General features: G+C 73.7%; 21 protein-coding genes. 11 read left to right on the forward strand and 10 right to left on the reverse strand.

Features of this window, described 5'->3' with window-relative positions; all coding sequences use genetic code 11:
• The first annotated feature begins 288 nt into the window (after positions 1–288).
• Positions 289–891 (forward strand): hypothetical protein, encoded by a 603-nt coding sequence (locus CP976_RS07950; RefSeq protein ID WP_150479701.1) that lies wholly within the window; start codon positions 289–291, stop codon positions 889–891.
• A 57-nt stretch (positions 892–948) separates the two neighbouring features.
• Positions 949–1,104, forward strand: coding sequence for a hypothetical protein (locus tag CP976_RS42820; RefSeq protein ID WP_167537226.1), 156 nt, complete (start codon positions 949–951; stop codon positions 1,102–1,104).
• A 51-nt stretch (positions 1,105–1,155) separates the two neighbouring features.
• Here CP976_RS42820 and CP976_RS07955 read toward each other — a convergent pair whose 3' ends face one another.
• The 4 genes from CP976_RS07955 to CP976_RS07970 all read right to left on the reverse strand — a co-directional run bounded on the left by CP976_RS07955 (position 1,156) and on the right by CP976_RS07970 (position 9,157).
• Entirely contained in the window at positions 1,156–5,793 is a 4,638-nt protein-coding gene (locus CP976_RS07955) for a hypothetical protein (RefSeq protein WP_150479702.1), read from the reverse strand.
• A gap of 35 nt (positions 5,794–5,828) precedes the next feature.
• Positions 5,829–6,710 (reverse strand): hypothetical protein, encoded by an 882-nt coding sequence (locus CP976_RS07960; RefSeq protein WP_086603143.1) that lies wholly within the window; start codon positions 6,708–6,710, stop codon positions 5,829–5,831.
• Between the two features lie 133 nt (positions 6,711–6,843).
• Positions 6,844–8,370 carry a hypothetical protein gene (locus tag CP976_RS07965; protein WP_150479703.1) on the reverse strand — a complete coding sequence of 509 codons (1,527 nt, stop codon included), beginning with the start codon at positions 8,368–8,370 and terminating at the stop codon, positions 6,844–6,846.
• A gap of 91 nt (positions 8,371–8,461) precedes the next feature.
• Positions 8,462–9,157 (reverse strand): GntR family transcriptional regulator, encoded by a 696-nt coding sequence (locus CP976_RS07970; protein WP_150479704.1) that lies wholly within the window; start codon positions 9,155–9,157, stop codon positions 8,462–8,464.
• 173 nt (positions 9,158–9,330) lie between these two features.
• On the opposite strand from CP976_RS07970, the gene CP976_RS07975 reads away from it, so the two are divergent.
• Genes CP976_RS07975 through CP976_RS07995 form a run of 5 tightly spaced genes read left to right on the forward strand, consistent with a single transcriptional unit; the run spans position 9,331 to position 13,727 of the window.
• A complete protein-coding gene (locus CP976_RS07975) occupies positions 9,331–10,632 on the forward strand; it encodes an MFS transporter (protein WP_150479705.1) in 1,302 nt (433 codons plus the stop codon).
• Entirely contained in the window at positions 10,629–11,462 is an 834-nt protein-coding gene (locus tag CP976_RS07980; RefSeq protein WP_150479706.1) for a putative hydro-lyase, read from the forward strand. Before CP976_RS07975 ends, CP976_RS07980 begins: the two co-directional genes overlap by 4 nt.
• Positions 11,463–11,479: 17 nt before the next feature.
• Positions 11,480–12,238, forward strand: a complete 759-nt coding sequence (locus tag CP976_RS07985; protein ID WP_150479707.1) for a LamB/YcsF family protein — start codon at positions 11,480–11,482, stop codon at positions 12,236–12,238.
• Positions 12,235–12,861: a 5-oxoprolinase subunit B family protein gene (locus CP976_RS07990; protein ID WP_150479708.1), complete on the forward strand. Its 627-nt coding sequence runs from the start codon at positions 12,235–12,237 to the stop codon at positions 12,859–12,861. The genes CP976_RS07985 and CP976_RS07990 overlap by 4 nt, the downstream gene beginning before the upstream one ends.
• The gene (locus tag CP976_RS07995; RefSeq protein WP_150479709.1) at positions 12,858–13,727 is read left to right on the forward strand and encodes a 5-oxoprolinase subunit C family protein; all 870 of its coding nucleotides are present in this window, start codon (positions 12,858–12,860) and stop codon (positions 13,725–13,727) included. Before CP976_RS07990 ends, CP976_RS07995 begins: the two co-directional genes overlap by 4 nt.
• A gap of 32 nt (positions 13,728–13,759) precedes the next feature.
• On the opposite strand, the gene CP976_RS08000 is transcribed toward CP976_RS07995, so the two are convergent.
• From CP976_RS08000 to CP976_RS08025, 5 genes are all read right to left on the reverse strand, one after another.
• Complete coding sequence (locus CP976_RS08000) at positions 13,760–14,647, reverse strand: SGNH/GDSL hydrolase family protein (protein WP_150479710.1); 888 nt, start codon at positions 14,645–14,647, stop codon at positions 13,760–13,762.
• Positions 14,644–15,831 (reverse strand): glycosyltransferase, encoded by a 1,188-nt coding sequence (locus CP976_RS08005; protein ID WP_150479711.1) that lies wholly within the window; start codon positions 15,829–15,831, stop codon positions 14,644–14,646. The genes CP976_RS08000 and CP976_RS08005 overlap by 4 nt, the downstream gene beginning before the upstream one ends.
• On the reverse strand, positions 15,828–16,955 hold the full coding sequence (locus tag CP976_RS08010) for a glycosyltransferase family 4 protein (RefSeq protein WP_150479712.1): 1,128 nt from the start codon (positions 16,953–16,955) through the stop codon (positions 15,828–15,830). Before CP976_RS08010 ends, CP976_RS08005 begins: the two co-directional genes overlap by 4 nt.
• 209 nt (positions 16,956–17,164) lie before the next feature.
• The gene (locus CP976_RS08015; protein ID WP_150479713.1) at positions 17,165–18,583 is read right to left on the reverse strand and encodes a HEAT repeat domain-containing protein; all 1,419 of its coding nucleotides are present in this window, start codon (positions 18,581–18,583) and stop codon (positions 17,165–17,167) included.
• 300 nt (positions 18,584–18,883) lie between these two features.
• Positions 18,884–19,276: an ankyrin repeat domain-containing protein gene (locus CP976_RS08025; protein ID WP_150479714.1), complete on the reverse strand. Its 393-nt coding sequence runs from the start codon at positions 19,274–19,276 to the stop codon at positions 18,884–18,886.
• A 299-nt stretch (positions 19,277–19,575) separates the two neighbouring features.
• On the opposite strand from CP976_RS08025, the gene CP976_RS08030 reads away from it, so the two are divergent.
• Both CP976_RS08030 and CP976_RS08035 read left to right on the forward strand, forming a co-directional pair.
• Positions 19,576–19,770: a hypothetical protein gene (locus CP976_RS08030; RefSeq protein ID WP_059416083.1), complete on the forward strand. Its 195-nt coding sequence runs from the start codon at positions 19,576–19,578 to the stop codon at positions 19,768–19,770.
• Positions 19,771–19,822: 52 nt separating this feature from the next.
• On the forward strand, positions 19,823–21,559 hold the full coding sequence (locus tag CP976_RS08035; RefSeq protein WP_150479715.1) for a hypothetical protein: 1,737 nt from the start codon (positions 19,823–19,825) through the stop codon (positions 21,557–21,559).
• 35 nt (positions 21,560–21,594) lie between these two features.
• Here CP976_RS08035 and CP976_RS08040 read toward each other — a convergent pair whose 3' ends face one another.
• The gene (locus tag CP976_RS08040; RefSeq protein ID WP_150479716.1) at positions 21,595–23,094 is read right to left on the reverse strand and encodes an SCO1417 family PLP biosynthesis transcription factor; all 1,500 of its coding nucleotides are present in this window, start codon (positions 23,092–23,094) and stop codon (positions 21,595–21,597) included.
• Between the two features lie 101 nt (positions 23,095–23,195).
• On the opposite strand from CP976_RS08040, the gene yczE reads away from it, so the two are divergent.
• Complete coding sequence (gene yczE / locus CP976_RS08045) at positions 23,196–23,849, forward strand: membrane protein YczE (protein ID WP_150479717.1); 654 nt, start codon at positions 23,196–23,198, stop codon at positions 23,847–23,849.
• On the forward strand, positions 23,846–24,613 hold the full coding sequence (locus tag CP976_RS08050; protein WP_150479718.1) for a glycerophosphodiester phosphodiesterase family protein: 768 nt from the start codon (positions 23,846–23,848) through the stop codon (positions 24,611–24,613). Before yczE ends, CP976_RS08050 begins: the two co-directional genes overlap by 4 nt.
• Positions 24,614–24,645: the final 32 nt, after the last annotated feature.

Consider the following 24,645-nt stretch of genomic DNA (forward strand, 5'->3'; position numbering starts at 1 on the left):
GAAGGCCGGTCCGGAAGGTGAACTTCCGCGCCAGCCACGAGGCATGCGGAGTTGTCCGGGCATTACGGGAGTTGTCTCCCCGAAACCGATGGTGGCCGCGCGGGTCAAGGCCCGTGGACCGCCCGGGCGGTTGGCTGAAATTTTTCGGTTTCTGGGAATCTTCATGGCGGGTTGTTCGTCCTTCTCTACGGGAAATGGGGACGGAATCGGCCACAGGAGCCGCATCTCGCATCCGGGCGGCGTAAAACAGCGCAAGCCGGGCAGCCGCTGGGAAGCACGGGGCTTCGGATGCGAGCGAGCAGTCTGCTGGCGGTGGGGAGTGACACGGTGACGGGCACGGCGGAGCGGCGCGGAGCGCCCAGGGCGGGTGGGGTGCAAGTGACGGCGCGTCAGGCCGAAGCGACTGATCGCGACAATCCGGCTGGCGAGGCGGAGATCACGGCTCGAGAGACGGGAGTTCAGGCCCACGCGGAGGTCCGTGATGTGCGCGAACGGCAGTACTACCGGCCCCTGTGGATCGAGGAGCCTGCGCGACGGCGCCGGTTGCCGGATCCGGTACGGACGGCCGCCGTGCGGGCGGTAATCCTGATCGCTCTGACGCTGATTCAGGCCATGGTGGCCTTCCTGTGCACGATGGCCGGGTCCTGGCTGGCGTTCCCCATGGTGATCAGCAGCGTGGTCAGCACGATCGTGGCGACCTGGGGAGCGCTCGACGTGTGGGTGACGCGTCAGGTCTGGAACCAGCGCAACGGCGTGGTGTCCATGCCGAGCAGCACGGCACGGGCCCTGCGACGCGAGCGGCGCCGCGCCCGACGGCAGGCGCGCACCGCCGAGCGTGCGCAGGAGCGAATACGCCGACGGGGCGGAGCTGGGCAGTTGTCCCACTCGTAAGGAGTGACGGCGGAGCGCCGACGGGGCGCCCGGATCCGACGGCCGGACGCTCGACGGATGCGGCGGATCCAGGCCGACGCAGCGATGCGGTCGATGCAGCCGATGCCCGATCCCGTGGTCATCCAGCGGCAGCGGACCGGCGTGCTCGCCGGGCACCGTTCGGACGCCGGGGGCACCGCTCCCGTCGCCGCCCCGGCGGCCGGCAGCGCCTGATCGCGGGCGGCTGCGGGACCGTTGTGACCGGTCGCGCGGTTCCCCGCGCCCCTAAGGCGTCGTAGACGCGGGGCGTTTGTACATCCTGGTGGCCGTGATCTCGCTGTGCACCGCCTCCCCCGCCTGTGGCTGCTGCGGCAGCCCTGGGCGGAGGTGTTCCTCGACGCTGATGTACTTGAGGCCGGCCCTCAGGTCGGCGTCGTTGCGCATGCGGATGACCAGGGGGAACTCGGCCAGCGCGGTGGTGTCGAACAGGCCGGTGGTGTAGAGGAGCTGGACGCCCAGGGCGTCCGACACCGCCCGCTGGAGTTCCAGCAGGTACGTGGCGTTGGCGCGGCCGATGGGGTTGTCGAGGAACAGCGTGCCGGCGTGCCGGTGTTTGTCCCGGCCCCGGTCGTTCGAGCGCAGCGCGGCCATCGTGCAGTACAGGGCGATGGCGGCGGTGAGGAGCTGGCCGCCGGAGAAGACGTCGCCCATCTGCCCGACGGGGACACGCTCGGCGCGCAGCACCGCGTCGGGCTTGAGGATCTCGACGGCGACACCCTTGGGCTGGAGGGCCGCGGCGACGCCCCGCAGCAGCAGGGACATGCCGTCCCGCCGCAGGTCCGAGTTCTTCTTGACGGCGGCACGGGTCGCCTCGTCGATGACCTCGCCGAGTCGCTCGGTGAGCGTGGCCTGGTCGGGCTCCTCGAAGCGGATGCGGAGGAACTCCTGTCCCGACCACTCGCCGAGGCCCTCCGGGAGGCGGGAGAGCCTCTGGGCGGAGCGCAGGGTGGCCAGGGCCGACTCGACCAGGCCGCGCAGCCGGTCCACGATCGAGTCGCGGTTGCGCTCCAGCTGCTCCAGCTCGTCGGTCAGGACCCGGAGCCGGGGCGCGAAGGCGTCGGCCCACTTCTGGGCGTGTTCGGGCAGCGCGGAGGCGGGCAGTTCGCGGATCTGCTGCCGTGCCGGGGTGCGGACCTGCTCGTAGCGCGTGGAGTTGGCGTGCCGGACGAGGATGTCGCCGGCCTCGCGGACGGCCGCCTCGGCGGCGGACAGGTCGGCGGCGCAGCCGCGCAGGGAGCGGCGGGCCTCGGCGGCGGACTGCCGGGCCTCCTCCGGGCTGCCGGGGTACGGCTCGGTCTCCTCCTGCTCCTCCTCCGTGGTGTGCTCGCGCAGCAGGTCGCGGAGCATGGCGGCGATCTCGTCGAAGCCGCTCGCCGCGTCCTCGGCGGCGCGGTGGGCGTCGAGGAGCTCGGCGTGCGCCTCGCGTGCCTGGTTCAGCGCCTCGGTGTGGGATGCGAGTTCGGCCATGGCGGTGCGCAGCAGGGTCTGCGCGTGCTCGGCGTCGCGCGGCCGGCGGTCCTCGGGGAGGTCGGTGTGGGCCTCGCCGTCCTCGGGCGCGTGCCGTTCGGCCTCGCCGCGCAGCCGCCCGAGCTGCTCGCTCGCGCTCGACATGCGGGTCTCCAGGAGCTGCACCAGCTCCTCGGCACGGGCGGCGGCGGCCTGGCGGCTGGGTCCGTCGGAGCCGTCGGGGGATTCGAGGAGCTGTTCGGCGCGCGTACGGACCTTGTTGCTCAGCCGGTCCAGCTCCGCGCGGGCCGCGCTCTCGTCGCTCTCGGCACGGGCCTGCTCCGCCCGCAGGTCGGCGCCGACGCCGACCTTCTCGTACAGCTGTGACGCCGCCCGGTAGGCCTCACGGAGGGCGGGCAAGGAGGCCTTCGGGGTCTGGGCGCCGTCCTCGGGTACGTCGTCGGGGGCGCCCGCGATCTCGGAGCGCTCGGCGCGCAGCGCGCGGGCGGTGCGGCGGGCGTCGTCGGCAGCGCGCTGGGCGGCCCGCCGGTCCTCGTCGGCAGCCCGGGCCCGCTCCAGGCAGGCCTGGGCGCTCGCCTCGGCCTCGGCGGCCTCGTCGGCCAGTTCCCGGAGCTTGACCTGCCAGCCGGCCCGCTCGCGCAGCCGGAAGGCGAGCCCGGCGAGGGCGTCGGCCGAGCGGCGGGCCTTCTGGGCGGTCTCCTGCCGCTCGTCCCGGACGCGCGCGGCCTCGGCGGCGGCCTCGTCGGCCTCCGCCCGCACCGTGCGCGCCTCGGCCAGTTCGGCCTCCGCCTCTTCGGCGAACGCGCGGGTGTCGTGTGCCGTCTGGGCCAGTTCGGCGAGTCGGCCGGCCGGGCAGCCGGTACGCCAGGAGGCGAGGCGGGCGGCCAGCTCCCGGTCCTTGCCGAGCCGTGCGGCGAGCGTGCGGATCTCCTCGTCCCGCTCGGTCGCCCGGGCGCGCAGCGCCTGCCGCTCCTCGTCGGCGGCGTGCTCGTCGTGCATGGCCGGGTTCGGCGGGACGAGGAACACGTCTGCGCTGTCGGTGTCCGGGGCGGGGGTCGGGGCGAGCAGGGCGGCGGCGGTGCCGACCGCCACCGCGGAGCGGGGCAGCAGCGCCGCGTCGCCCAGCGCCTCCCGGGCGCGTGCGTGGGAGTCCGGGTCGGTGATGATCACGCCGTCGACCAGTTCGGGCCGGGCGGCCAGGACGCGCGCGTGGTCGGCCGGGTCGACGGCCTGGGCGAGGTAGCGCCAGCCGGGCAGCGCGGGGATGCCGTGCTCGCCGAGGAACTCGACCGTGGCCAGCACGTCCGGGCCGGGCGGCAGCAGCCCGCCGTCACCGAGCGCGCCGAGGATGCGCGAGTCGTCGGCGGCGGCCGTACGCAGGTCGAACAGCTGGCGTTCGGCGGAGCCGACGGCGTCGTCGAGCAGGTCGCGCAGGTCGTCGGCGAAGCGGTCGAGCTCCTCGGGGCTGAGCCCCTGCTCGCCCGGGGCGGGCCGGGTGGCCGGCTCGCTGTGCGTGCCGTGGCGGGGCTGCGGGATGCCCGGGCGGGTCTCGGGGGTCAGGCTGAGCAGTTCCGCCAGCCGCTCCTCCCCCGCCAGTGCCTCGGCGGTGCGGCGCTCGGCCTCGTACGACCGCTCCGCGGCCGTCGCCGCGTCCGCCGCGCGGGCCGCGGTCAGTTCCGCGCGGGTCTCGGTGGCGGCGGCTTCGCGCGCCTGCTCGGTGGCCCGGCGGGACGCCTCGCGGGCCGAGTCCCAGGCGGCGACGGCGGTCTTCTCGGCGTCGCTGGCGGCGAGGGCCGCACGGGCCGGGTCGGCGTCGGGCGCGCTGTCGTCGAGCCAGCCGGCCCGTACCGCCTCGGCGGTCTCCTGCTCGACCTCGGAGAGGCGCTGCTTGAGGTGCCCGACTTCACTGCGGGCCCGCTGCGCCTGTGTGGCGGCGGCGGTGGAGTCCCGGTAGGCCGCGTCGCTGACCTCCTGGAGGGCGGCGGAGCGCTCCTCCTCCTCGTTGGCGTGGTTCTCCGCCTTCTCCGCGGCCGCGTGCAGGGCCCGTACGAGGTCCACGGCGGCCTTGGAGCGGGCGGCCAGCGCCGGGGCTGCGTCGCGCTCCGCCTCCTGGATCGCGGCGGACACGCGGGCGACGCGGTCGGCGGCCGCGCGGTGGCGCAGTACGGCCTCGGCGGCCTGCCACGCCGAGTACAGCGTGCGGGCGTCGGCGAGCTCGCGCTTCTGCGCGGCGGCGGACTTCTCGGCCGCGGCGAGGGCCAGCGAGGCGTGCCGGTAGGCGAGTTCGGCGGAGATCAGCGCGCTGCGCTCGCGGGCCGCCTCGGCGTGCGTGACGGCGTACGCGGCGGCGGTGACGCGCTGGGCCAGGTCGGCGGCCCGGACCCGCTCCTGCACGCCGCGCGCGGACAGCCTGCGCGCCAGGGTGCGTGTCCGGCGCTCGGCTCCGGCGTGGATGTCACGCGCGCGGGAACGGGCCTCGGCGGCCTCGACGATCCGTCCGAGCAGGTCGACGGATCCGGCGGTGAAGTCGCGTTCGGCGATCAGCTCCGCCCGCCGGCCCAGCTTGTTGCCGAAGCCGCTGACCAGGTCGGCGAGCCCGTCGGTGTCCCGCGTGTCGGTGACGGCGCGCAGCAGCAGGTCGGTGAAGTCGGCGTCCTTCTTGACCGCGAAGAGACCTGCGGCCTCGCCCTCGTCGGCGTTCATCTCGCGCTGGTAGCGGAAGAGTTCGGGGTCGAGGCCGAGGTCGCCGAGGTGCTCGATCCAGCGGTCGTGGATCTCCTCCCAGTGCACCTCCAGGTGCGGGTACGTCTTGCCCGCCTCCGTGAGGGCGTCGCGGAAGCCCTTCATGGTGCGGCGCCGGCCGCGCGCGCCCGACTGGCCCTCGACCGGGGCTTGTACGGCGGTGGACTCCGCCACGGGGAGGTTGTCGAGGCTCAGTCCGGGCCCGGGGCGGAAGGAGTACCAGGCCTCGGCGAACTTCCGCGGGTCGTTGGAGACCTGCCGCCCGCGCCACTCACTGACCTTGCCGACGACGACGCACTCGCCGGTCAGCACGTGCTGCCACTCCAGCGCGACGTGTCCGCAGTCGTCGGCGAGCAGGAACTTGCGCAGCACGCCGGAGCTGGCGCCGCCGAGCGTGTTCCGGTGGCCCGGCAGCATCACCGAGAAGATCAGCTTGAGCAGCACCGACTTGCCGCCGCCGTTCTCCAGGAAGAGCACGCCCGCGGGCGCGGGTCGGCGCGGCGGGCCGACGGGCTCCTCCTCGAAGAACTCCGCCTGCGTGGGCGCGGGGTCGGGCACGGGCTCGCCCACACCGCGCAGGTCAAGCACGGTGTCGGCGTAGCGCGCACCGGCCGGCCCGATGGAGTAGAGGCGGACCCGGGACAGCTCGTACATGGCGGACTCTCGTAAGTCTTCGTGAGATGGGGAGTTCAGGAGGAGTGGAACGGCAGCCCGGCGTCGGCGACCAGCTCCAGGTCGTCGCTCTCCTCGGGGGGCAGCAGCGTCGGCGTGCCGTCGGTGACCGGGACGACGCCCAGCTCCAGCAGTTCGGCCATCGCGGCGCTGCCGGCCATGTCGCGGACCTGGAGCTGGTAGCGGGCGGTCGTGCGGTACGTGCCGCCGTTGTCGTCGCCGGTGCGCTGGAGGAATCCGGAGTCGGTGAGGAACGCGACGGCCTTGGCGACGATGCCGGTGGTCGAACCGGCGAGCCGGCGCGCGTCCTTGGTGGCACCGGTCGCGCTGCGCCGGACCCAGATCCGCCAGGCGGCCTCCAGGCCGGGCGCGTCGGTCGCCGGGTCGGTGTTCTCGCCCTGTTCGGCGGCGCGCTCCTCCAGCCGGCGACAGGCCTGGCGGACGAAGGCGTCGACGCCGTTGACCGTGACGCGGCCGATGTAGCCGTCGTCGGCGAGGTCCTCGGGGCGAGGGAACGCCATGGCGGCGACGGCGAGATGGGCCAGCCCGTGCAGGAACCGGTCGCCGCCGTCGGCGGACGTACGACGCGCGTAGTCGCCCATGCGGACGGCGAACACCGAGTCCTCGGCGGCGGTCACGGCCATGCCCGCGCGCGGGGAGACCTCCAGCACGATCAGCCCCAGTCCGGTCGCCACCGCGTCGGCGAGCCGCGCGAACGGCGGGTCCTCGCGGTAGCGCCGCAGCAGGTCGGCGTACTCCTGGTCGCGGGCGGGCTGAAGCTTGGGCTGCAACCCGAAGGAAACGAGCCGCGCCGCGTCGGCGGCGTCGGCGGGGGTGACGGCGGCGGTGGCCGCGGGGGCCGTCCCCTCCGGCTCACTCCACTCGACGTGCTCGCTCACGGCTTGAACTCCTCGGTCTCGGAAACTGGGTGAAGGCCGTCGCCCTCAGGGGCGCGGGGCGGTGACATGTGCGGCTCCGCCGCGCGGGCGCGACCGGCCGCAACGGAGCCGCACCCGCCCACCGGCGGACACATCACGCGGCCTCCGTACGATCCGCCGCCATCCCCGCCGCGTCCAGCAGCGCTGTGCCGACGATCAAGTCCGCCCCGCCGAACTCGGGATCATCGAGCTCTGTCCCGTCGTCCACGGCGAACAGCAACTTCTGCTCGCCCTGGCGATAGGCCGTACCGACCGGCGGACTCGCCGCGTGCACCGCCAGCAGGGCCACCAGGTACGGCAGCTCGGGATCCCGCCGACGGGCCTCCGCCAGCAGCCCCGACAGCCGCCGCGGCGCATCCGCCGGCAGGTCGAGCAACTCCTGCGCCGCCGCCATCTGCTCCTCGCTGAACCGGCTGTCGTCGGGCGTGGCGATGACATCCGGCTCGGGCATCTCCGCGCCCAGATGCTCCCGCTCCACCGGCGGGGTCAGCAGTATGTCGACCAGGTCCCCGACGCGGACGGACACCGGCGTGCGCAACCCGGTGCCGCGCCCGAAGAAGGCGTCCGTGACCCGCACGGCCTGCTCCAGCGGCAGCGGCAGGACGGGCGAGACGAGATGCCCGTACAGGTCGATCCCCGATGTCGTCATCGGCGTGGCGAAGGCCTGCCGGTCCTGCTCGGCGCGGAACAGCGGTCCGGCTTCGAGCAGCCGGGACTGCAACTGCGTGTGCCGCCGGATGCAGTCCTTGACGATGTCGACGAGCTCGGCGGCGCGGCGCTTGTGCTCGGGGTCCTCGGACTCGTCGCGGGCCTTGCGGATGTTGGTGAGGATCGCGTTCTCGTGGCGGTAGCGGTCGGCCACGTGCTCCAGGGCTTCGGCGATCATGTCGGGCACGGTGGTGAGCCAGTCCACCGCGCGCACGTTGCGCCGGGTGGCGTCCAGGGCGCGGCGCAGGGTCTCCGAGTACTGCACGGTGCGGTAGCGGGCCTGTTCGGCCGCGAGCTGGGCGTCGGCGAGCCGGCCGCGGCTGATCAGCACCTCCAGCTTCACCTCGGCGGCGATCTGCGCGCTGGTGACGTCCGTGTCGAGGGCGCCGACGAGGACGTTGACCGCCTCGTCCGTGGTCCGCAGGTAGACCGTGCCGCCCGGGCCCGGGACCTCCTCGATCAGCTTGAAGTCGTAGTCACGGCGCACATACGTGCCGTCCGCCCCGAACGTGCCGTACACCGCGCGGAAGCCGCGGTCGACGCTGCCGACGTTGATCAGGTTCTCCAGGACCCAGCGGGCCACCCGCTCGTGCTCGGCCGCGGGGCGCTGCGGGGCCTGGGCGGCGATGCGCGGGATGAGGCGGGCGACGATCTGATCGTGGTCCGCGCCCGTGTCGAAGTCCATGTTCAGGGTGACGAGGTCGATGGCCGCGAGGGCGACCTCCGCCATGCCGTAGACCGAGTACTCGCCGGCGAGGTTGGCCTTGCGCGCGTCGAGGTCGTGCAGCGGCGCGGTGCAGGCGAGCGCGCGCAGGCGCCGCGCCAGGCCCTCGTCGGCGGCCGGCCCCAGGGCAGGGCGCGGCCCCGCGCTGAGCTGGGGCGGAACACTGTCCGTCGATGCAGGCGAAGTCACGGTGCACAGACTAGGTCCTGGGTCTGACAACGACCCAAACGACGGGGATACGCCCCGGCGGCAGGGGGCTCTCCGACGCCGCTGCGTCCCCTCAGCCGTCCTCGCCGACCCGCCGCCGGTACACCTCGACGACCCGCTTCAGCGAGTCGTCGAGGTACCCGGCGAGCAGTCCCTCGGCCTTCTCGCGATCCCCCACCTGAAGAGCCTCGAGAATCGCGACATTTCGCGCGATGTACGGTTCGTGCAGCCGCTGCGGCTCGTCCACCACGTGGAAGGCCAGGCGCAGTTCGGCGAAAACGCTCCGCATCAACTCGTCGGTACGCTCGCTCGCGGCGAGAGCGACGAGTTCCTTGTGGAAGTGGATGTTGGCCGTGCCCACACCCTTCCAGTCGCCTTCCCGAGCCGCCCGCCGCCCTTCGTCCACGGCCCCGGAGAGCCCGTCGAGGCCGTACGGTGGCTCGCCGAGACCACGTACGACGGCGCACTCGACGAGCCGCCGGGTGCGGTAGATGTCCTCCACGTCCTCGACGGTCAGGACCCGGACGAAGACGCCCCGGTTCAGCTCGTGGACCAGCAGGCGTTCGTGCGTGAGCAGCCGGAACGACTCGCGCAGGGTGTTGCGGGAGACGCCGAGCGCGCCGCCGATGCTGTCCTCCGAGAGCCGGGTGCCGGGCGGGAAGTAGCCCTCGGCGATCCGGCTTCTGAGGATGTCCGAGACCCGTTCGGCGGTGCTGGTGCGGCCCAGGAGTGCCCGGTCGTCGGAGAGATCCCTCAACTGCTCTGTCATGCCGGAATTCAATCGCAGATTACAAGAACGAAACAACATGGGTATTGAGGGATCGTTGAACAATACTCTACGGTGCTACGCACGGTGTCGCTCTCGCAGCGCGGCGCCGACCGCTCCCGGCACGGCACAGCTCACTCCGAAGCACCCTCCGTCCCTCCTTCTGCGAGGTGCCCATGAGCACGACCCCTCCACCGCAAGCCCTGACCGACGACACTCACCCCGCGTCCGCTGAACGCACCTCGGACGACGGGGCGCTGGGCTGGCTGCGCGCCCTGGGCCCGCGCGGCCGCCGCGCGTTCGCCGGTGCCTTCGGCGGCTATGCCCTGGACTCGTACGACTACTTCACGCTGCCGCTGAGCATGGTCGCGCTGTCCGCGTACTTCGGCCTGAACAGCGGCCAGACCGGCCTCTTCACGACGGTCACCCTGGTGGTCTCCGCGATCGGCGGCGCCCTCGCGGGCGTCCTCGCCGACCGCATCGGCCGGGTCAAGGCCCTGATGATCACGGTCATCACGTACGCGGTCTTCACCGTCGCCTGCGGCTTCGCACCCAACTACGAGACACTGCTGGTCTTCCGCGCCCTCCAGGGCCTCGGTTTCGGCGGCGAGTGGGCGGTCGGCGCGATCCTGGTCGCCGAGTACGCGAGCGCCAAGCACCGGGGCCGCACGCTCGGCGCGATCCAGAGCTCCTGGGCCGTGGGCTGGGGCATGGCCGTGATCGCCTACACCCTCATCTTCTCGGTGGCCGGCGACGATCTGGCCTGGCGCATCATGTTCTGGACCGGGGCGCTGCCCGCGCTGCTCGTCATCTGGGTGCGGCGCAGTGTGCACGACGCGCCCGAGGCGGCCGCCGCTCGTGAACAGAGCGCGGAGAAGGGCTCGTTCACGGCGATCTTCAAGCCCGGCCTGCTGCGGACGACGGTCTTCGCGGTGCTGCTCTCGACCGGCGTACAGGGCGGCTACTACACGCTGGCCACCTGGGTACCCACCTACCTCAAGTCCGAGCGCAACCTCTCGGTCGTCGGCACCGGCGGCTATCTGACGTTCCTGATATCGGGCGCCTTCATCGGCTACCTGACGGGCGGTTACCTCACCGACAAGCTGGGCCGGCGGCGCAACATCTGGCTCTTCGCCCTGCTGTCAGCGATCTGCATCCTGGCGTACACGAACATCCCGAGCGGCGCCAACACCCTGATCCTGGTACTCGGTTTCCCGCTCGGGTTCTGCATGTCGGCGATCTTCAGCGGCTTCGGCTCGTACCTGAGCGAGCTGTACCCGACGGCGGTGCGCGGCACGGGGCAGGGCTTCACGTACAACACCGGGCGGGCGGTGGGTGCCGTCTTCCCGACGACGGTCGGTTTCCTGGCCGACAGCTGGGGCGTGGGCGGCGCGCTGGTCTTCGGGGCGATCGGCTACGGCATCGCGGCCCTGGCGCTGCTGGGGCTGCCCGAGACGCGCGGGAAGGAACTCGCATGAACCGCACGAGTACCGAGACCGGGGACCGTCCCGTCGTCCTCGTCGACGAGCACGCGCGCGCGTGGAGCCCGAAAACGGCCCGCGCCCGCTTCCGGGAGGGTCTGACGGGCCCCACGGCCGGGGTCGCGGCGGGCCACACCCAGGCCAACCTGATCTCGGTGCCCGCCGACTGGGCCTACGACATGCTGCTGTTCTGCCAGCGCAACCCCAAGCCCTGCCCGGTCCTCGACGTCACGGACGCGGGGTCCTGGACCACGGTGCTCGCTCAGGGCGCGGATCTGCGCACCGACCTGCCGCGCTACCGGGTGTGGCGGGACGGCGAGCTGGTGGACGAGCCGGCGGACGTGCGCGCGTACTGGCGGGACGACCTGGTGTCGTTCCTGATCGGGTGCAGCTTCACCTTCGAGTGGGCGCTGGGCGAGGCGGGCGTGCCGATCCGCCATGTCGAACAGGGCCGCAACGTCCCGATGTACGTCACCGGCCGGCAGTGCCGTCCGGCGGGGCGGCTGCACGGACCGATGGTGGTGTCCATGCGGCCGGTGCCGCCGAAGCACCTGGCGGCGGCGATCCGGGAGAGCAGTCTGCTGCCGGCGGTGCACGGCAGCCCCGTACACTGCGGCGATCCCTCGGCGCTCGGCATCGAGGACCTCGGCCGCCCCGACTTCGGCGACCCGGTGGACACCGAACCGGACGACATCCCGGTGTTCTGGGCCTGCGGTGTGACCCCGCAGGCGGCCGTGATGGCGTCGCGTCCGCCGTTCGCCCTCACGCACGCCCCGGGGCAGATGTTCCTCACCGACGCCCGCGACGAGCAGTACCGCGTGGCCTGACAGGAGACACTGGATTCATGGCCTGCATCGACCTGAACGCCGACCTCGGCGAGGGCTTCGGCCGCTGGCGGCTCACCGACGACGAACGGCTGCTGTCCGTCGTCACCAGCGCCAACGTGGCCTGCGGCTTCCACGCCGGGGACGCGCCCACCATGCGCCGGGTGTGCGAGCTGGCGGCCGAGCGCGGCGTCCGGATCGGCGCCCAGGTGTCCTACCGGGACCTGGCCGGGTTCGGGCGGCGCGCGATGGACGTGCCGTCCGCCGAGCTGGCGGCCGAGGTGGCCTACCAGATCGGCGCCCTGGAGGTCTTCGCCCGGGCGGCGGGCGCCGGCGTGGCCTACGTGAAGCCGCACGGCGCGCTCTACAACCGAGTCGTGCACGACGAGGAGCAGGCCGCCGCGGTCGTCGACGGCGTGCTCCTCGCGGACGCCGCGCTGCCGGTGCTGGGCCTGCCCGGCTCGCGCCTGCTGGAACTGGCCGGGAAGGCCGGACTGCCGGTCGTCACGGAGGCGTTCGCAGACCGCGCGTACACCGACGCGGGCACGCTCGTGCCGCGTTCCCTGGAGGGCGCCGTGCTCACCGACCCCGACACCGTCGTGGAGCGGTCGCTGGGCCTGGCCCGCTCCGGTGAGGTCGTCTCCCACTCGGGGGCACGGATCGAGGTACGCGCGCGTTCCCTGTGCCTGCACGGCGACACGCCCGGCGCGGTGGAGCTGGCACGCCGCGTCCGGGAGCGGCTGGAGGCGTCGGGGGTCCGGGTGGAGGCCTTCGCATGAGGGTCCTGCCGGTCGGTGAGGACGCCCTGCTCGTCGAGGTCTCCTCGGGCGACGAGGCCCAGGCCCTCCACGCCGAGCTGCTGCGGCGCCGCGCGGAGGGCTCACTGTCCGCCCGCGAGATCGTGCCCGCGGCCCGCACGGTCCTGCTCGACGGCCTCGACGCCCCTGCCCGGGTGGCCGCCGAACTGACCGCCGCCGAACTGCCGCCCGCTCCCCCACACGCGCGTGAGGCGGTCGAGATCCCGGTGCGCTACGACGGCCCGGACCTGGCCGACGTCGCCGCGCACTGGGGCGTGCCGGAGCGGGAGGTCGCCCGCATTCACGCGCGGACGGAGTTCCGGGTCGCCTTCTGCGGCTTCGCTCCCGGCTTCGGCTACCTCACCGGCCTGCCACCGCGCTACGACGTGCCGCGCCGGGCCACTCCGCGCACGGCCGTCCCGGCGGGGTCGGTGGCGCTGGCGGGCCCCTACACGGGTGTGTACCCGCGTTCGTCGCCGGGCGGCTGGCAGCTGATCGGCACGACGGACGCCGTTCTGTGGGACCACGCGCGCGTGCCGGCCGCGCTGCTGTCGCCGGGCACGCGGGTGCGGTTCGTCCCCGTCGAGCCGGTGGGGCGATCGTGACCGACCGCGCGCTCGCCGTCGTCCGGGCCGGGGCCCTGACCACCGTGCAGGACCTGGGACGCCCCGGGCACGCCCACCTCGGGGTGCCCCGCTCCGGGGCGCTGGACCGGCCCGCGGCGGACCTCGTCAACCGGCTGGCGGGCAATCCGCCCGCGGCGGCCGTGCTGGAGACGACCCTCAACGGCTGTGCCCTACGTCCCCGTTCGCCCGTCACAGCGGCCGTGACGGGCGCGCCCTGCCGGGTCACGGTGGACGGACGGCCCGTCGCCTGGGGCGCGCCGGTGCACGTGCCCGCCGGGGCGCTGCTGGACGTCGGACCCGCCGTGTCGGGCGTACGCAGCTATGTGGGCGTCTCCGGGGGCATCGCGGTCGAGCCGGTGCTCGGCAGCCGCTCGACGGACCTGCTGTCGGGGCTCGGTCCGCCGCCTCTCACGGACGGCACGGTGCTGCCCCTGGGCCGGCCGACGGACGCGCACGCGCGCGTGGACGTCGCCCCGCAGCCGGCGCCACCGGCCGAGCTGGTCCTGCGGGTGACACTCGGCCCGCGCGACGGCTGGTTCACGCCGGAGGCCGTACGCGCCTTCGTCTCACGTCCCTACCGGGTGTCCCCCGCGAGCAACCGCATCGGGCTGCGCACGGAGGGCCCCGCCCTGGAGCGGGCCCGGCCCGGGGAACTCCCCAGCGAGGGCATGGTGCTGGGCGCGGTCCAGGTCCCGCCCGACGGCAGGCCGGTGGTGTTCCTCGCCGACCACCCGACCACCGGGGGCTACCCGGTGATCGCGGTGGTCCGCGCCGCCGACCTGCCGGCGGTCGCCCAGGCGGTTCCGGGCACGCCGGTCCGCTTCGTGGCCGTACGGCGCCGCTGAACCGCCGGATCACGCCGGTCACCGCCGGCCTGTCAGGCCGCGTCCGGCTGCTCGGCCACCGACAGGGCGGCGAGCGCGGCGGACACGGCCGCGGAGGTCCGCAGATCGAGCCGGGCGCTCGTGCCCCGGGCCCGGTGCCGGAGCTCGTCGGCGGCGAGGGTCAGGAGCTGGGGCAGCAGGTCGGTGCACCGGCGGGCCACCCAGCCGGTCCCTGCCGTGGCCAGCCACCGCAGGCTCGCCGACCTGGTCGGACCGGGGAACTCCGGCTCGGGCGAGGGCGCGGGCCCCGTCGCGAGGCCGTGTTCCGCGAGCAGCGTGTGGAAGCGCAGGGCCAGCTGCCGGTGCCCGCGCTCTCCGGGGTGCAGCCGGTCCGCGCTCCACATGGCGCGGTCCGTGATCCAGTCGCCCTCGCACGCGTGCAGATGAAGCGCTCCGTACCGGTCGGACAGCGCGTGGACGACCGAGTTCACGGCCCGCTGCCGCCGGGCCAGCGGGTGGGCCAGTGCCCCCGGCAGCCCGAGCATCGTGCCCGGGTCGGGCAGGCAGGCGGTGAGCAGCACCGCGCCCTGCTCGGTGAGGGCCGCGTACACCTGGTCGAGCCGGGCCGCCACGGCCTGGATGTCGAAGGTGCAGCGCAGGGTGTCGTTGACGCCGACGACGACGGACACGAGGCCCGGCCGCAGCTCCAGCGCGGCAGGCAACTGCCGCTCCAGCACGTCCCGGGTCTGCGACCCGCTCACCGCGAGGTTGGTGAACCGGGCGGGTCCCTCGCCGAGCCCGGCGGCCAGCAGCGCGGCCCAGCCGCGCCACGCCCCGTCGCCGACACGATCACCCACCCCCTCGGTCAGCGAGTCACCGAGGGCCACGAAATCCGGGGCCCCGCCGAGCCGGGAAGACCCCCCGAACCGCACGGGTCTCATGCCACGCCTCCGGGCGCGAACGGACGTACGGGGACGGCCGCGTCGTGCGCGGCGAGGAACGCGTCGACCGCCGCGTCCCACCCGAAGCACTCCGCACGCGCGCGTGCCCCCTCGCGCCGGTCCGTCTCCAGGCGTTCCAGCAGCAGGTCCACGGCGTCCGCGAAGGCCTCCCCGTGGTCCGCCGCGACGGCCCCGGCGGTGCCGATCACCTCCGGCAGCGCGGACGACGCGCTCGCCACCACGGGTGTGCCGCACGCCATGGCCTCCAGCGCGGCGAGCCCGAACGTCTCGGCGGGCCCCGGCGCCAGTGCCACGTCGGCGGACGCCTGGAGCGCGCCGAGCAGCCCGCGGTCGGAGACGTGCCCGAGGAAGGTGACCGGCAGGGCGCCCTCGCGCGCCCGCTGTTCGAGCCGGGCGCGCAACGGCCCGTCCCCGGCCACCACCAGCACCGCCCGGCGTCCGCGCCGCCGCAGCGCCTCCAGGGCGTCCAGCGCCGTGCCGGGCCGTTTCTCGACGGACAGCCGCGAGCACATCACCAGCAGCGTCTCGTCCACGCGCGCGTGCCGCGCCCGCACCTCCGGGTCGCGCAGCGCGGGGTGCCTCTGCACCAGATCGACGCCCAGCGGGGCGCGGACGACGTTGCGTGCCCCGATCCGCACGAACTCCCGCTCGGCGAACTCGGTGGTGCACACCACGCGCGTGTACGTGTGGGCCGTACGGACGTTGAGGGCGTCGGCGGCGCGCCGGGCGGCCCCCTCGGGCAGGCCCCAGGTGCGCAGCACGCCGTCGGCGGTCTCGTGGGAGACCATCACGGCCGGGACCCGGGCGCGCCGCGCCCACTTGCCGGTCCACCTGAGGGTCGTCCGGTCGGACACCTCCAGCCGGTCCGGCGCGAGCTCCTCCAGGAGCCGGGCCACCCGCCGCTTGTCGGCGAGCACGCGGTAGCCGCCGGTGCCGGGCAGCAGCGGCCCAGGGACGGTGATCACCCGCCCCTGCTCGGTCTCCCGGTCGCTCATCCGCTCGCCGGGGATCACGAGGACGGGCTCGTGCCCCGCCGCCTTGAAGCCCTTGCCGAGTTCCCGCAGGGCGGTGCGCAGACCGCCGGACGCGGGCGCGACGAAGTTGGCGAGCCGCACGATCCGCAGCGACTGGCGGCTGCTGTCGCCCGAACGCGAGTGGCTCATGCCGCCACCGCCGTCCTGCGCGCGGCGAGCACGTTCGCGTAGTGCCCGATCAGCTGGTCCCCGACGGCCGCCCAGGTGCGGCCCTCGACGGTGGCCCGCCCGGCGGCGCCGAAGGCGGCCATCAGCGCGGGGTCCGCCGCCAGGGCACGCACCGCGTCCCGGACGGCGGCCGTGTCGCGCGGCGGCACCAGCAGGCCGGTGCGTCCGTGGGCGACCAGGTCCAGCGGCCCGCCCGCGGCGGGCGCCACGACGGGCAGGCCGCTGGCCATGGCCTCCTGCACCGTCTGGCAGAAGGTCTCGAAGGGACCCGTGTGCGCGAAGACGTCGAACGAGGCGAAGACCCGGGCAAGGTCGTCGCCGGTACGGCGGCCGAGGAAGACCGCGCCGGGCAGCGCCTGCTCCAGGCCGGGCCGGCTCGGGCCGTCGCCGACGACCACGACCCGGACGCCCTCCAGGCCGCAGGCACCGGCGAGGAGTTCGACCTGCTTCTCGGGGGCGAGCCGGCCGACGTAGCCGACGATCAGTTCACCGTTCGGGGCGAGTTCACGACGCAGGGCCTCGTCGCGGCGGTCGGGCCGGAAACGTACGGTGTCGACGCCGCGCGGCCACAGCTCGACCCGGGGGACACCGTGGGTCTCCAGGTCGCGCAGGGCCGCGCTGGACGGGGCGAGAGTGAGGTCGGCGGCGCCGTGCACGGAGCGGATCCGCCGCCAGGCGGCGGCCTCTCCGGCGCCCATGTAGGTGCGGGCGTATCCGGCCAGGTCGGTCTGGTAGACGGCGACGGCGGGGGTGCCGAGGCGGGCGGCGGCGGCCATGCCGCGCACGCCGAGGACGAAGGGGCTGGCGAGGTGGACGACATCGGCACGGTGCTCGATGAGGGTGGCGGCCAGGCGGCGGCTGGGGAGGGCGACGCGGACCTGGGGGTAGCCGGGGAGCGGGAGGGAGGGGACGTGGACGACGGGGCACGGCACGTCGGCGTCGGGCTTGTTCCCGGGCGCGGGGGCCGGGGCGACGACGACGGGGGCGTGACCGCGATCGACGAGGTGCCGGGCGGTCTGGAGAGCGCAGTGGGCCACGCCGTTCACATCGGGGGGAAAGGATTCGGTCACGATGACGACACGCATACCCGTGTTGTCGCCGTACCGGACGTGGCCGCGTCAACGTGGATCTTTCCGGCCGAGGAACGTCCTATGAGCGTTCTGAGGCGCACCCGCGCAGGTCAGGCCGCGTCCATACGCCCCTGACCCGCGAGTCACCCCTCGTTCACCCGGGCGGCCTGATTCCGCCCCGGCGTTCTTGCGCAAAGGGAGTCACACGCTCACACGGAGCGGGGTCACACAGCGGTCTCCTCGGGACCGATCCGGCTGCGTACGGCCGTCTGGACCTCGGCCTCCTCGGCCGGGTCGGCGGCGAGCCGGCGCAGTCGCTCGACGACACGGGTGTCCCCGGTCTCGGCGTGCCGGGCGGCGATCTCGCGGGTGGTCTCCTCACAGTCCCACAGGCACTCGACGGCGAAGCCGGTGGCGAAGGAGGGGTCAGTGGCGGCGAGGGCACGGGCGGCCCGGCCGCGCAGATGGGAGGAGGCGGTCTCACGGTAGATATGGCGGAGCACGGGCGCGGCGCAGGCGATGCCGAGCCGTCCGGTGCCGTCGACCAGGGTCCACAGGGTCGGTGCGTCGGGGCCTTCGCCCCGCACGGCTTCGCGGAGTGCCGCGAGGACCAGGTCGCGGTCCTGCGCCCCGCCCCGGCAGGCGAGGACGCGTCCGGCGGCGGCGCCCAGCGCGTCCGGCCGCCGGGCCCAGCCGCGCGCCCGGTCGATGGCGGCGAGCGAGCGCATGCGTTCGAAGGCGTCGACGGCGGCGTCCACGACGACCGTCGAGCCGGTGGCCACGGCGTCCTCGATCAGGCCGAGGGCGTCGGGATCGTTGCCGTCGGCGAGGTAGCGCAGGGCGGTGCACCGGGCTCCGTCGCCGCCGTCCTTCGCCGCCTGGACGATCTCGGCCCGGTCCTCGGGCCCCGCCACGGCGGTGAGACAGCGTGCGGCCGGTACATGGAGTGCGGCGCCTCGTTCGAGGCCTTGCTGGGCCCATTCGAAGACGGCTCGCACACTCCACCCGGGGCGGGGCCCGGTCGGCCGCATCTGCCGCTGCCAGCGGTCGAAACAGCCCGTCTCGTGGGCGGCACGCACGCGCGTGGCGATGGATTCGCGCGGATCCTCGGCCCACAGCCGCCACGGCCGGGGTTCGAAGGCGTCCCGGACGGTCGCGGCCAGCTCGGCGTCGCCCTCCGGATCGGCGGGGAACCGCGCGAGGACGGGTGCGGCGAGGGCGCGCAGGCCCGCGTCGTCGTCCCTGAGGGCCAGTTCGTCGAGGGCCCAGGCCCAGTTGGAGCCGTGGGCGGCGTACCTGCGCAGCAGTTCGAGCGCGTCCCGCCTGCCGTAGGAGGCGAGGTGCCCGAGGACGGCGAGGGCGAGCCCGGTGCGCGACTCGTCGGTGTCGAGGACGTCCTCGGCACCGAAGAGGTGGGCCTCGATCGCGTCCAGCTCGCCGTTCAGGTCGAGGTAGAGGCGGGCGTAGTAGAGGGAGCGGTTCTCCACCTGCCAGTCGTGGCGGGGATCGCGCAGCACGCAGTGGTTCAACGCCGCGAGCGCCTCGGGGCGCGGGGCGGTGAGCGCGTGCAGCGTGCCGTCGCCGCGGCCCCGCTGGAGCAGGCCGAGCAGCGTACCGCTGGGCGCTATGACCGGTTCGAACATGGGAAACAGCCTCACATCAAGCGTCGACGCAACCGGGGACGTGTACTACCTGGCCGCGCGACAACACGTCGGAGTGCCCGCCGTTTCCTGCTTGCTGTAGACCATCTTCCTCTGCCTCTCGTCGGTGGCCCTTACGGACCGCGTCACGGCCCGCGCGGTGCGGCAACACCTGCCCATCCATCACGTCCGTGAACCACGTCGTCATGATGACCCGGTACTTCCGTCTGCCGCGACCGAAATTTCGGCGGCCCCGTCCCGCCTCCCCCGTTTTCGTTGTCGTTCCAGGTCAGACTGGTCGGCTCAGTGCTCGCCGAACAGTTCCAGCAATTCCGTCCGACCGAACATCCGGGCGGTGTCGACCGCCGAGGGGGTGCCGGCGGACGGGTCGGCGCCGCTCTCCAGGAGGGCCTTGATGACGTCCGTCTCGCCCTTGAAGACCGCTCCCGCGAGCGGGGTCTGGCCCCGGTCGTTCACCCGGTCGGCCTCGGCTCCGCGGGCCAGCAGCGCGCGTACGGCCTCGGAGTGGCCGTGATAGGCGGCGAGCATCACGAGCGAGTCACCGCGGTCGTTGGTGAGGTTGGCCGGAACGCCCGCGTCGACGTACGCCACGAGCGCCTCGGTCTGTCCCCGCCGGGCCAGATCGAAGATCTTGGTCGCCAGCTCCACGACCTCGGGGTCGGGGGCTTCGGTCATCGGCCGGACCGCCTCTCATGTCTCACACATCACGTCGGGTGCGTACGCCTGCGAGCGGCGCAGCCGTACGAGTGAATCGCCAGAGTACTGGCTCGCGCGGCACATGACCCGATGTGCCCGAGGTAAAGATCACTACAGACCTCGCCCAGGTAAGAGCCCAGCGCGACCGGGCCGGGGACCGCTCCGCCGCTCGGGGGAAATGGTCCGACTTTCACCCAGTTGCACCTTTTATCGTATGGATACATCCTGTGAGCCTGGAAGTACTCATGGTGACTGTCCCCGCGAACCAGGAGACTCAAATGATCCTCTCGATCTCAGGCGTGGTCCTGCTCGGCATCGTCGTCTTCATCTTCCTCCGCAAGGACGGCCTCAAGGCGTCGCACGCGGTGGTCGCGATGCTGTTCGGCTTCTATCTGGCGAGCACGGCCATCGCCCCGAGCATCAAGGCGGGCGGCGAGAGCCTGGCGAGCCTCCTGGGCGGAATCAAGTTCTGACACTCCCACTCCCCGTACGCATCCCGCCCGTCCGCACTCCCTGGAGGCAGCAGTGGCCCGGCGCCCCCTCCCCCGCATCCTGAGCAACGGCGGCGCGCAGCTCGCCCGGAGCCGGGAGCTGGCCCGGACGGCGGCCGACAGCGCCACTGACGTCCTCCACCCGCTGATCACGATCACGCGCGGTCTGCGCCGGCTGGCAGCGGCCGGGCGGCGCAGAGTGGCCGAGACCCCCAAGGAGAAACGGGGGGCGCTGCTGTTCCTGGTGTCCTCCGTGCTCCTGGTCGTGGCGCTGCTGCCGTACGGACCGCTGCTCGCCGCCGTCACACTGATGGCGGCTGCGGCCTGGAAAGGCCGGGATCGCACCCCGGCGGCAGCCGACGGACCCGACGAGTCACAGACGGAACGCCTCAAGGCGCTCTACGAGGCCCTCGTCCCGTACTTCTCCACCGCCGAGGACCCCGAGCCGCTCTACGCCCACGGCGGTGCCTGGGACAAGGCCTTCCCCACCTACGCCTTCGACGGCGGCGGCCGGATCTCGCACCTGGTGGTCCGCTACCCGGCGTACTTCACCGACGGCGAGGCCGAGGCCCGCGCGCGGATCGAGCACCTGCTCGCGGCCAAATCGGGCCGCGGCCGCGAATACCACTTCACGTGGGACGAGGAGGACAACCAGTTGACGGTCAGCGTGCTCCTGCCGCTGCCCGTCGACATCGCCGCCCAGCGTTTCGTCACCACTCCCGGCGAGACGGTCCTCGGCTTCACCGACCCCACGCAGGTCCGGCGCACGCTCCCCCTCACCTACGGCGAGCAGCGGCGGGACGTGCCCCCGGTCATCTGGCGCACGGGCCTGCGCTCGACCGAGCCCCATCTGCTCGCCCTCGGCCAGCCTGGCAGCGGCACCTCGACCCTGCTGCGCTCCATCGCTCTCCAGGCCCTCCAGCACGGCGACGTGGTGATCGTCGACGGTGGCGGCACGGGCGAGTACGCCTGCCTGACCGGCCGGGACGGCGTCCTGGCCGTCGAGTGCGGGCTCACCGGGGTGCTGGCCAGCCTGGAGTGGGCCGCGACCGAGACCGAGCGCCGCCTCATCGCCGCCAACCGGGCTCATCAGGCGGGCCATCCGCCGCCCGACGACACCAAGCGTCCCCTGTGGATCCTCGTGGACCGCCCGACGGCGTTCACCCACCTGGCCGCAGCGGACGACCGCAAGGATCCGCTGTCCCTCCTCCAGGTGCCCCTGCGGCACGGCCGCCCGGCGAACGTGACGGTGGTGGTGGCCGACCAGCTCGACAGCGCCGACGCCCTCACCGACGCCGTACGGCAGCACACCCGCGCGCGCGTGGTCCTCGGCCCGGCGACGGCCGACCAGGTCGAGTCCGTCCTGGGCGCGCCCCCGTACACCACCCCCGTCGACCAGGTCCCGCCCGGCCGCGGCTACGCCCGTCTGGGCACGGGCCCGGTCCACCGCCTCCAGGTCCCGGCCACGCCCAACCCCTATGACGACGCGACGTCCGACGCCCATTGCCAAGCGGTCCTGGACCTCCTCCCGCCCCGCACGACACCGGCGGACGGGGAGACGGTGCCCGATCCGGACCCGACGCGGAGCGAGCCGGAGCCGGTCGAACCGGAGACGGAGCCGGTGCCGGAGCCCGAGCCGGTGCCGGAGCCCGAGCCGGTGAAGCGGGAGCGAGTACCGGTCCTCACCGAACCAGAGCCGGTTCCGGTGCAGACGGAACCGACGGAAAGTAAGCCGGTGCCCGTCCTGACGAAGCCCAGCAAGACGTCCTAGCCGCGGCCGGTCAGGCCGACCGCGGCAGTCGCGGACTACGCCACGAACGTACGCGGCGACTCGCCCGCTGCCACGCCGCCGTCCTCCACGATCCGCGCCGCGGCGGCCAGCCGCGCAGCCGCCTCCTCAGCCACCGCACCCCCCACGGTGAACGGCAACCGCACATACCCCTCGAACGCCCCGTCCACCCCGAACCGCGGCCCGGACGGGACCCGCACGCCCACCCGCTCCCCGGCCTCCGCGAGCCGCGACCCGGACAGACCTCCCGTGCGCACCCACAGCGTCAGCCCGCCCCGGGGCACCTCGAACTCCCACTCGGGCAGCTCCCGCCGCACCGCCGCCACGATCTCGTCCCGGTTCTGCCGCGCCTGCTCGCGCCGCACCTCCACGGCCTGTTCCCAGCCGTCCGTGCCGAACAGCCAGTTGACGGCCAGTTGCTCCAGCACGGGCGTACCGAGATCCGCGTACGCCCGAGCCGCGACCAGGCTGCGGATCACGTCCGGCGCGGCCCGCACCCAGCCGATGCGCATCCCGGCCCAGAAGGCCTTGCTCGCCGACCCCACGGTGATCACCGTCGACCCCGCCGGGTCGAAGGCGCACACCGGCCGCGGCATCCGCACGTCCGGGTCGAGCCACAGCTCGGTCATCGTCTCGTCGGCTATCAGCACGGTCCCCGCGGACCTGGCCGCGTCGACCAGCCGCCGCCGCTGGTCCTCGTCGGCGAGCGCACCCGTCGGATTGTGGAAGTCCGCGACGACGTACGCGATCCGGGGCGCGGCGTCCCGCAGGACCTGCCGCCAGCGGTCCATGTCCCACCCGGCGAGCCCATCGGCCATCGCGACGGGCACGAGCCGGGCCCCCGCCTCCCGCATCAGCTGAAGGATGTTGGCGTACGAGGGCGACTCGACGGCGATGCGCTCGCCCCGCCCGGCGAACAGATGGCAGATCGCGTCGATCGCGCCCATCGCCCCGGTCGTCACCATGATCTGCTCGGGCATGGTCGGGATCCCACGAGCGGTGTAGCGCTCGGCGATCATCGACCGCAGCGCGGGCAGCCCGGCGGGATAGTCGCCGTGCGTGTGCGCGTACGGCGGCAGCTCCTCCAGCGCGCCCTGCACGGCCCGGGTGAGCCACGGTTCGGGGGCCGGCAGCGCCGCACAGCCCAGGTCGATCATCGAGCCGAGCGCCTCGGGCGGCAGGGGTTCCAGGCCGCGCGCGGGCAGCGGGTTCCCGGCCGGTACGGCGGTCCAGCTGCCCGCCCCGCGCCGGGACTCCAGGAAGCCCTCGCTGCGCAGCGCCTCGTAGGCGGCGGCGACCGTCGTACGGCTGACGGACAGGGAGAGGGCGAGCTCCCGCTCGGCGGGCAGCCGGGCGGCCACCGGGACCCGCCCTTCGAGCACCAGCAGGCGGATGCCGTCGGCGAGCGCGCGGTAGGCGGGCGGTCGGCGCGTGCCGGGCCCCGCCGGGCGATCCTGCTGGGAGTTGAGCAGCCGTGCGAGCTGCGCCGCACCCACGGCCGAGGTCCACTGCGCCATGAGAATCAGTCCACCTTCCTGGGATTGGCCATGGATGGCCTCTCCATCCAAGCCACAGGGTGTCATGTAGCAGTCCACTACCACCACTGGGGGGGCACATCATGGCCACGCACGGGCGTCTGGTCCGACGACTGACGCAGCTCTACGCCGGTCTCGCGCTGTACGGGGCGAGTTCGGCGCTGCTCGTCAGGTCGGGGCTCGGTCTGGAGCCGTGGAACGTGCTGCACCAGGGCCTCGCCGAGCGGACCGGTCTGTCGATCGGCGTCGTGCTGACCATCGTGGGCGCCGCGGTGCTGCTCGCGTGGATCCCGCTGCGCCAGCGACCGGGCCTGGGCACGGTCTCCAACGTGCTGGTCATCGGCATGGCGATGGACGCGACACTGGCCCTGGTGCCCGACGTTCACGGCTGGACGCTGCGCGTGGGCACGATGGTGGCGGGGATCGTCCTGAACGGCGCGGCGACCGGCCTGTACATCGCGGCGCGGTTCGGCCCGGGCCCGCGCGACGGCCTGATGACGGGACTGCACCAGCGCACGGGCGTCTCGATCCGCCTGGTGCGCACGGTCATCGAGTTCACGGTCGTGGCGACCGGCTTCGCCCTGGGCGGCACCGTCGGCTTCGGCACCCTCCTGTACGCGGTTGCCATCGGCCCGCTCGCGCAGCTCTTCCTGCGTGTGTTCGCCGTTCCTACGGCATCCGGCGGCAGCACGGTCGTTGCCACAGGTCAACCCCGAGGAGCGATACTGCGACCGTGACCCCGCGGATACGCCATCCCTATCTCGACCATCCCGGCCCGATCGCCTTCGCCCACCGGGGCGGGGCCGCGGACGGCCTGGAGAACACCGCGCGGCAGTTCCGGTGCGCCGTCGAGGCGGGTTACCGGTACATCGAGACCGACGTCCACGCCACCCGGGACGGGAAACTCGTCGCCTTCCACGACGCGACCCTGGACCGGGTGACGGACGGCGCGGGCCGGATCACCGACCTTCCGTGGCAGGAGGTCCGCCACGCGCGCGTGGCGGGCGAGGAACCGGTGCCGCTCTTCGAGGAACTCCTGGAGACGTTCCCCGACGTGCGCTGGAACGTCGACGTCAAGGCGGAGGCCGCCCTGCTGCCCTTCCTCGATCTGGTCGGCCGGACGAACGCCTGGGACCGGATCTGCCTCGGCTCGTTCTCCGAGGCCCGCGTGGTGCGCGCCCAGCGGCTGGCCGGCCCGCGCCTGGCCACCTCGTACGGCACCCGGGGCGTGCTCAACCTGCGGCTGCGCTCCTGGGGGCTGCCGGCGGCGGTGCGCCGCTCGGCGGTCGCCGCCCAGGTCCCCGAGATCCAGTCCGGCATCCAGGTCGTGGACCACCGCTTCCTCCGCGCCGCCCACGCCCGCGGCCTCCAGGTACACGTGTGGACCGTCAACGACCCCGAGAGCATGCACCGGCTTCTGGACCTCGGCGTGGATGGCATCATGACCGATCACATCGACACGTTGCGCAAGGTCATGGAGGACCGCGGCGTCTGGATCTGAGACCCCGGCCCGGCGCCCCTGCGCGTTCACGG

The organism is Streptomyces coeruleorubidus, from assembly GCF_008705135.1.
GTDB lineage: Bacteria > Actinomycetota > Actinomycetes > Streptomycetales > Streptomycetaceae > Streptomyces > Streptomyces coeruleofuscus.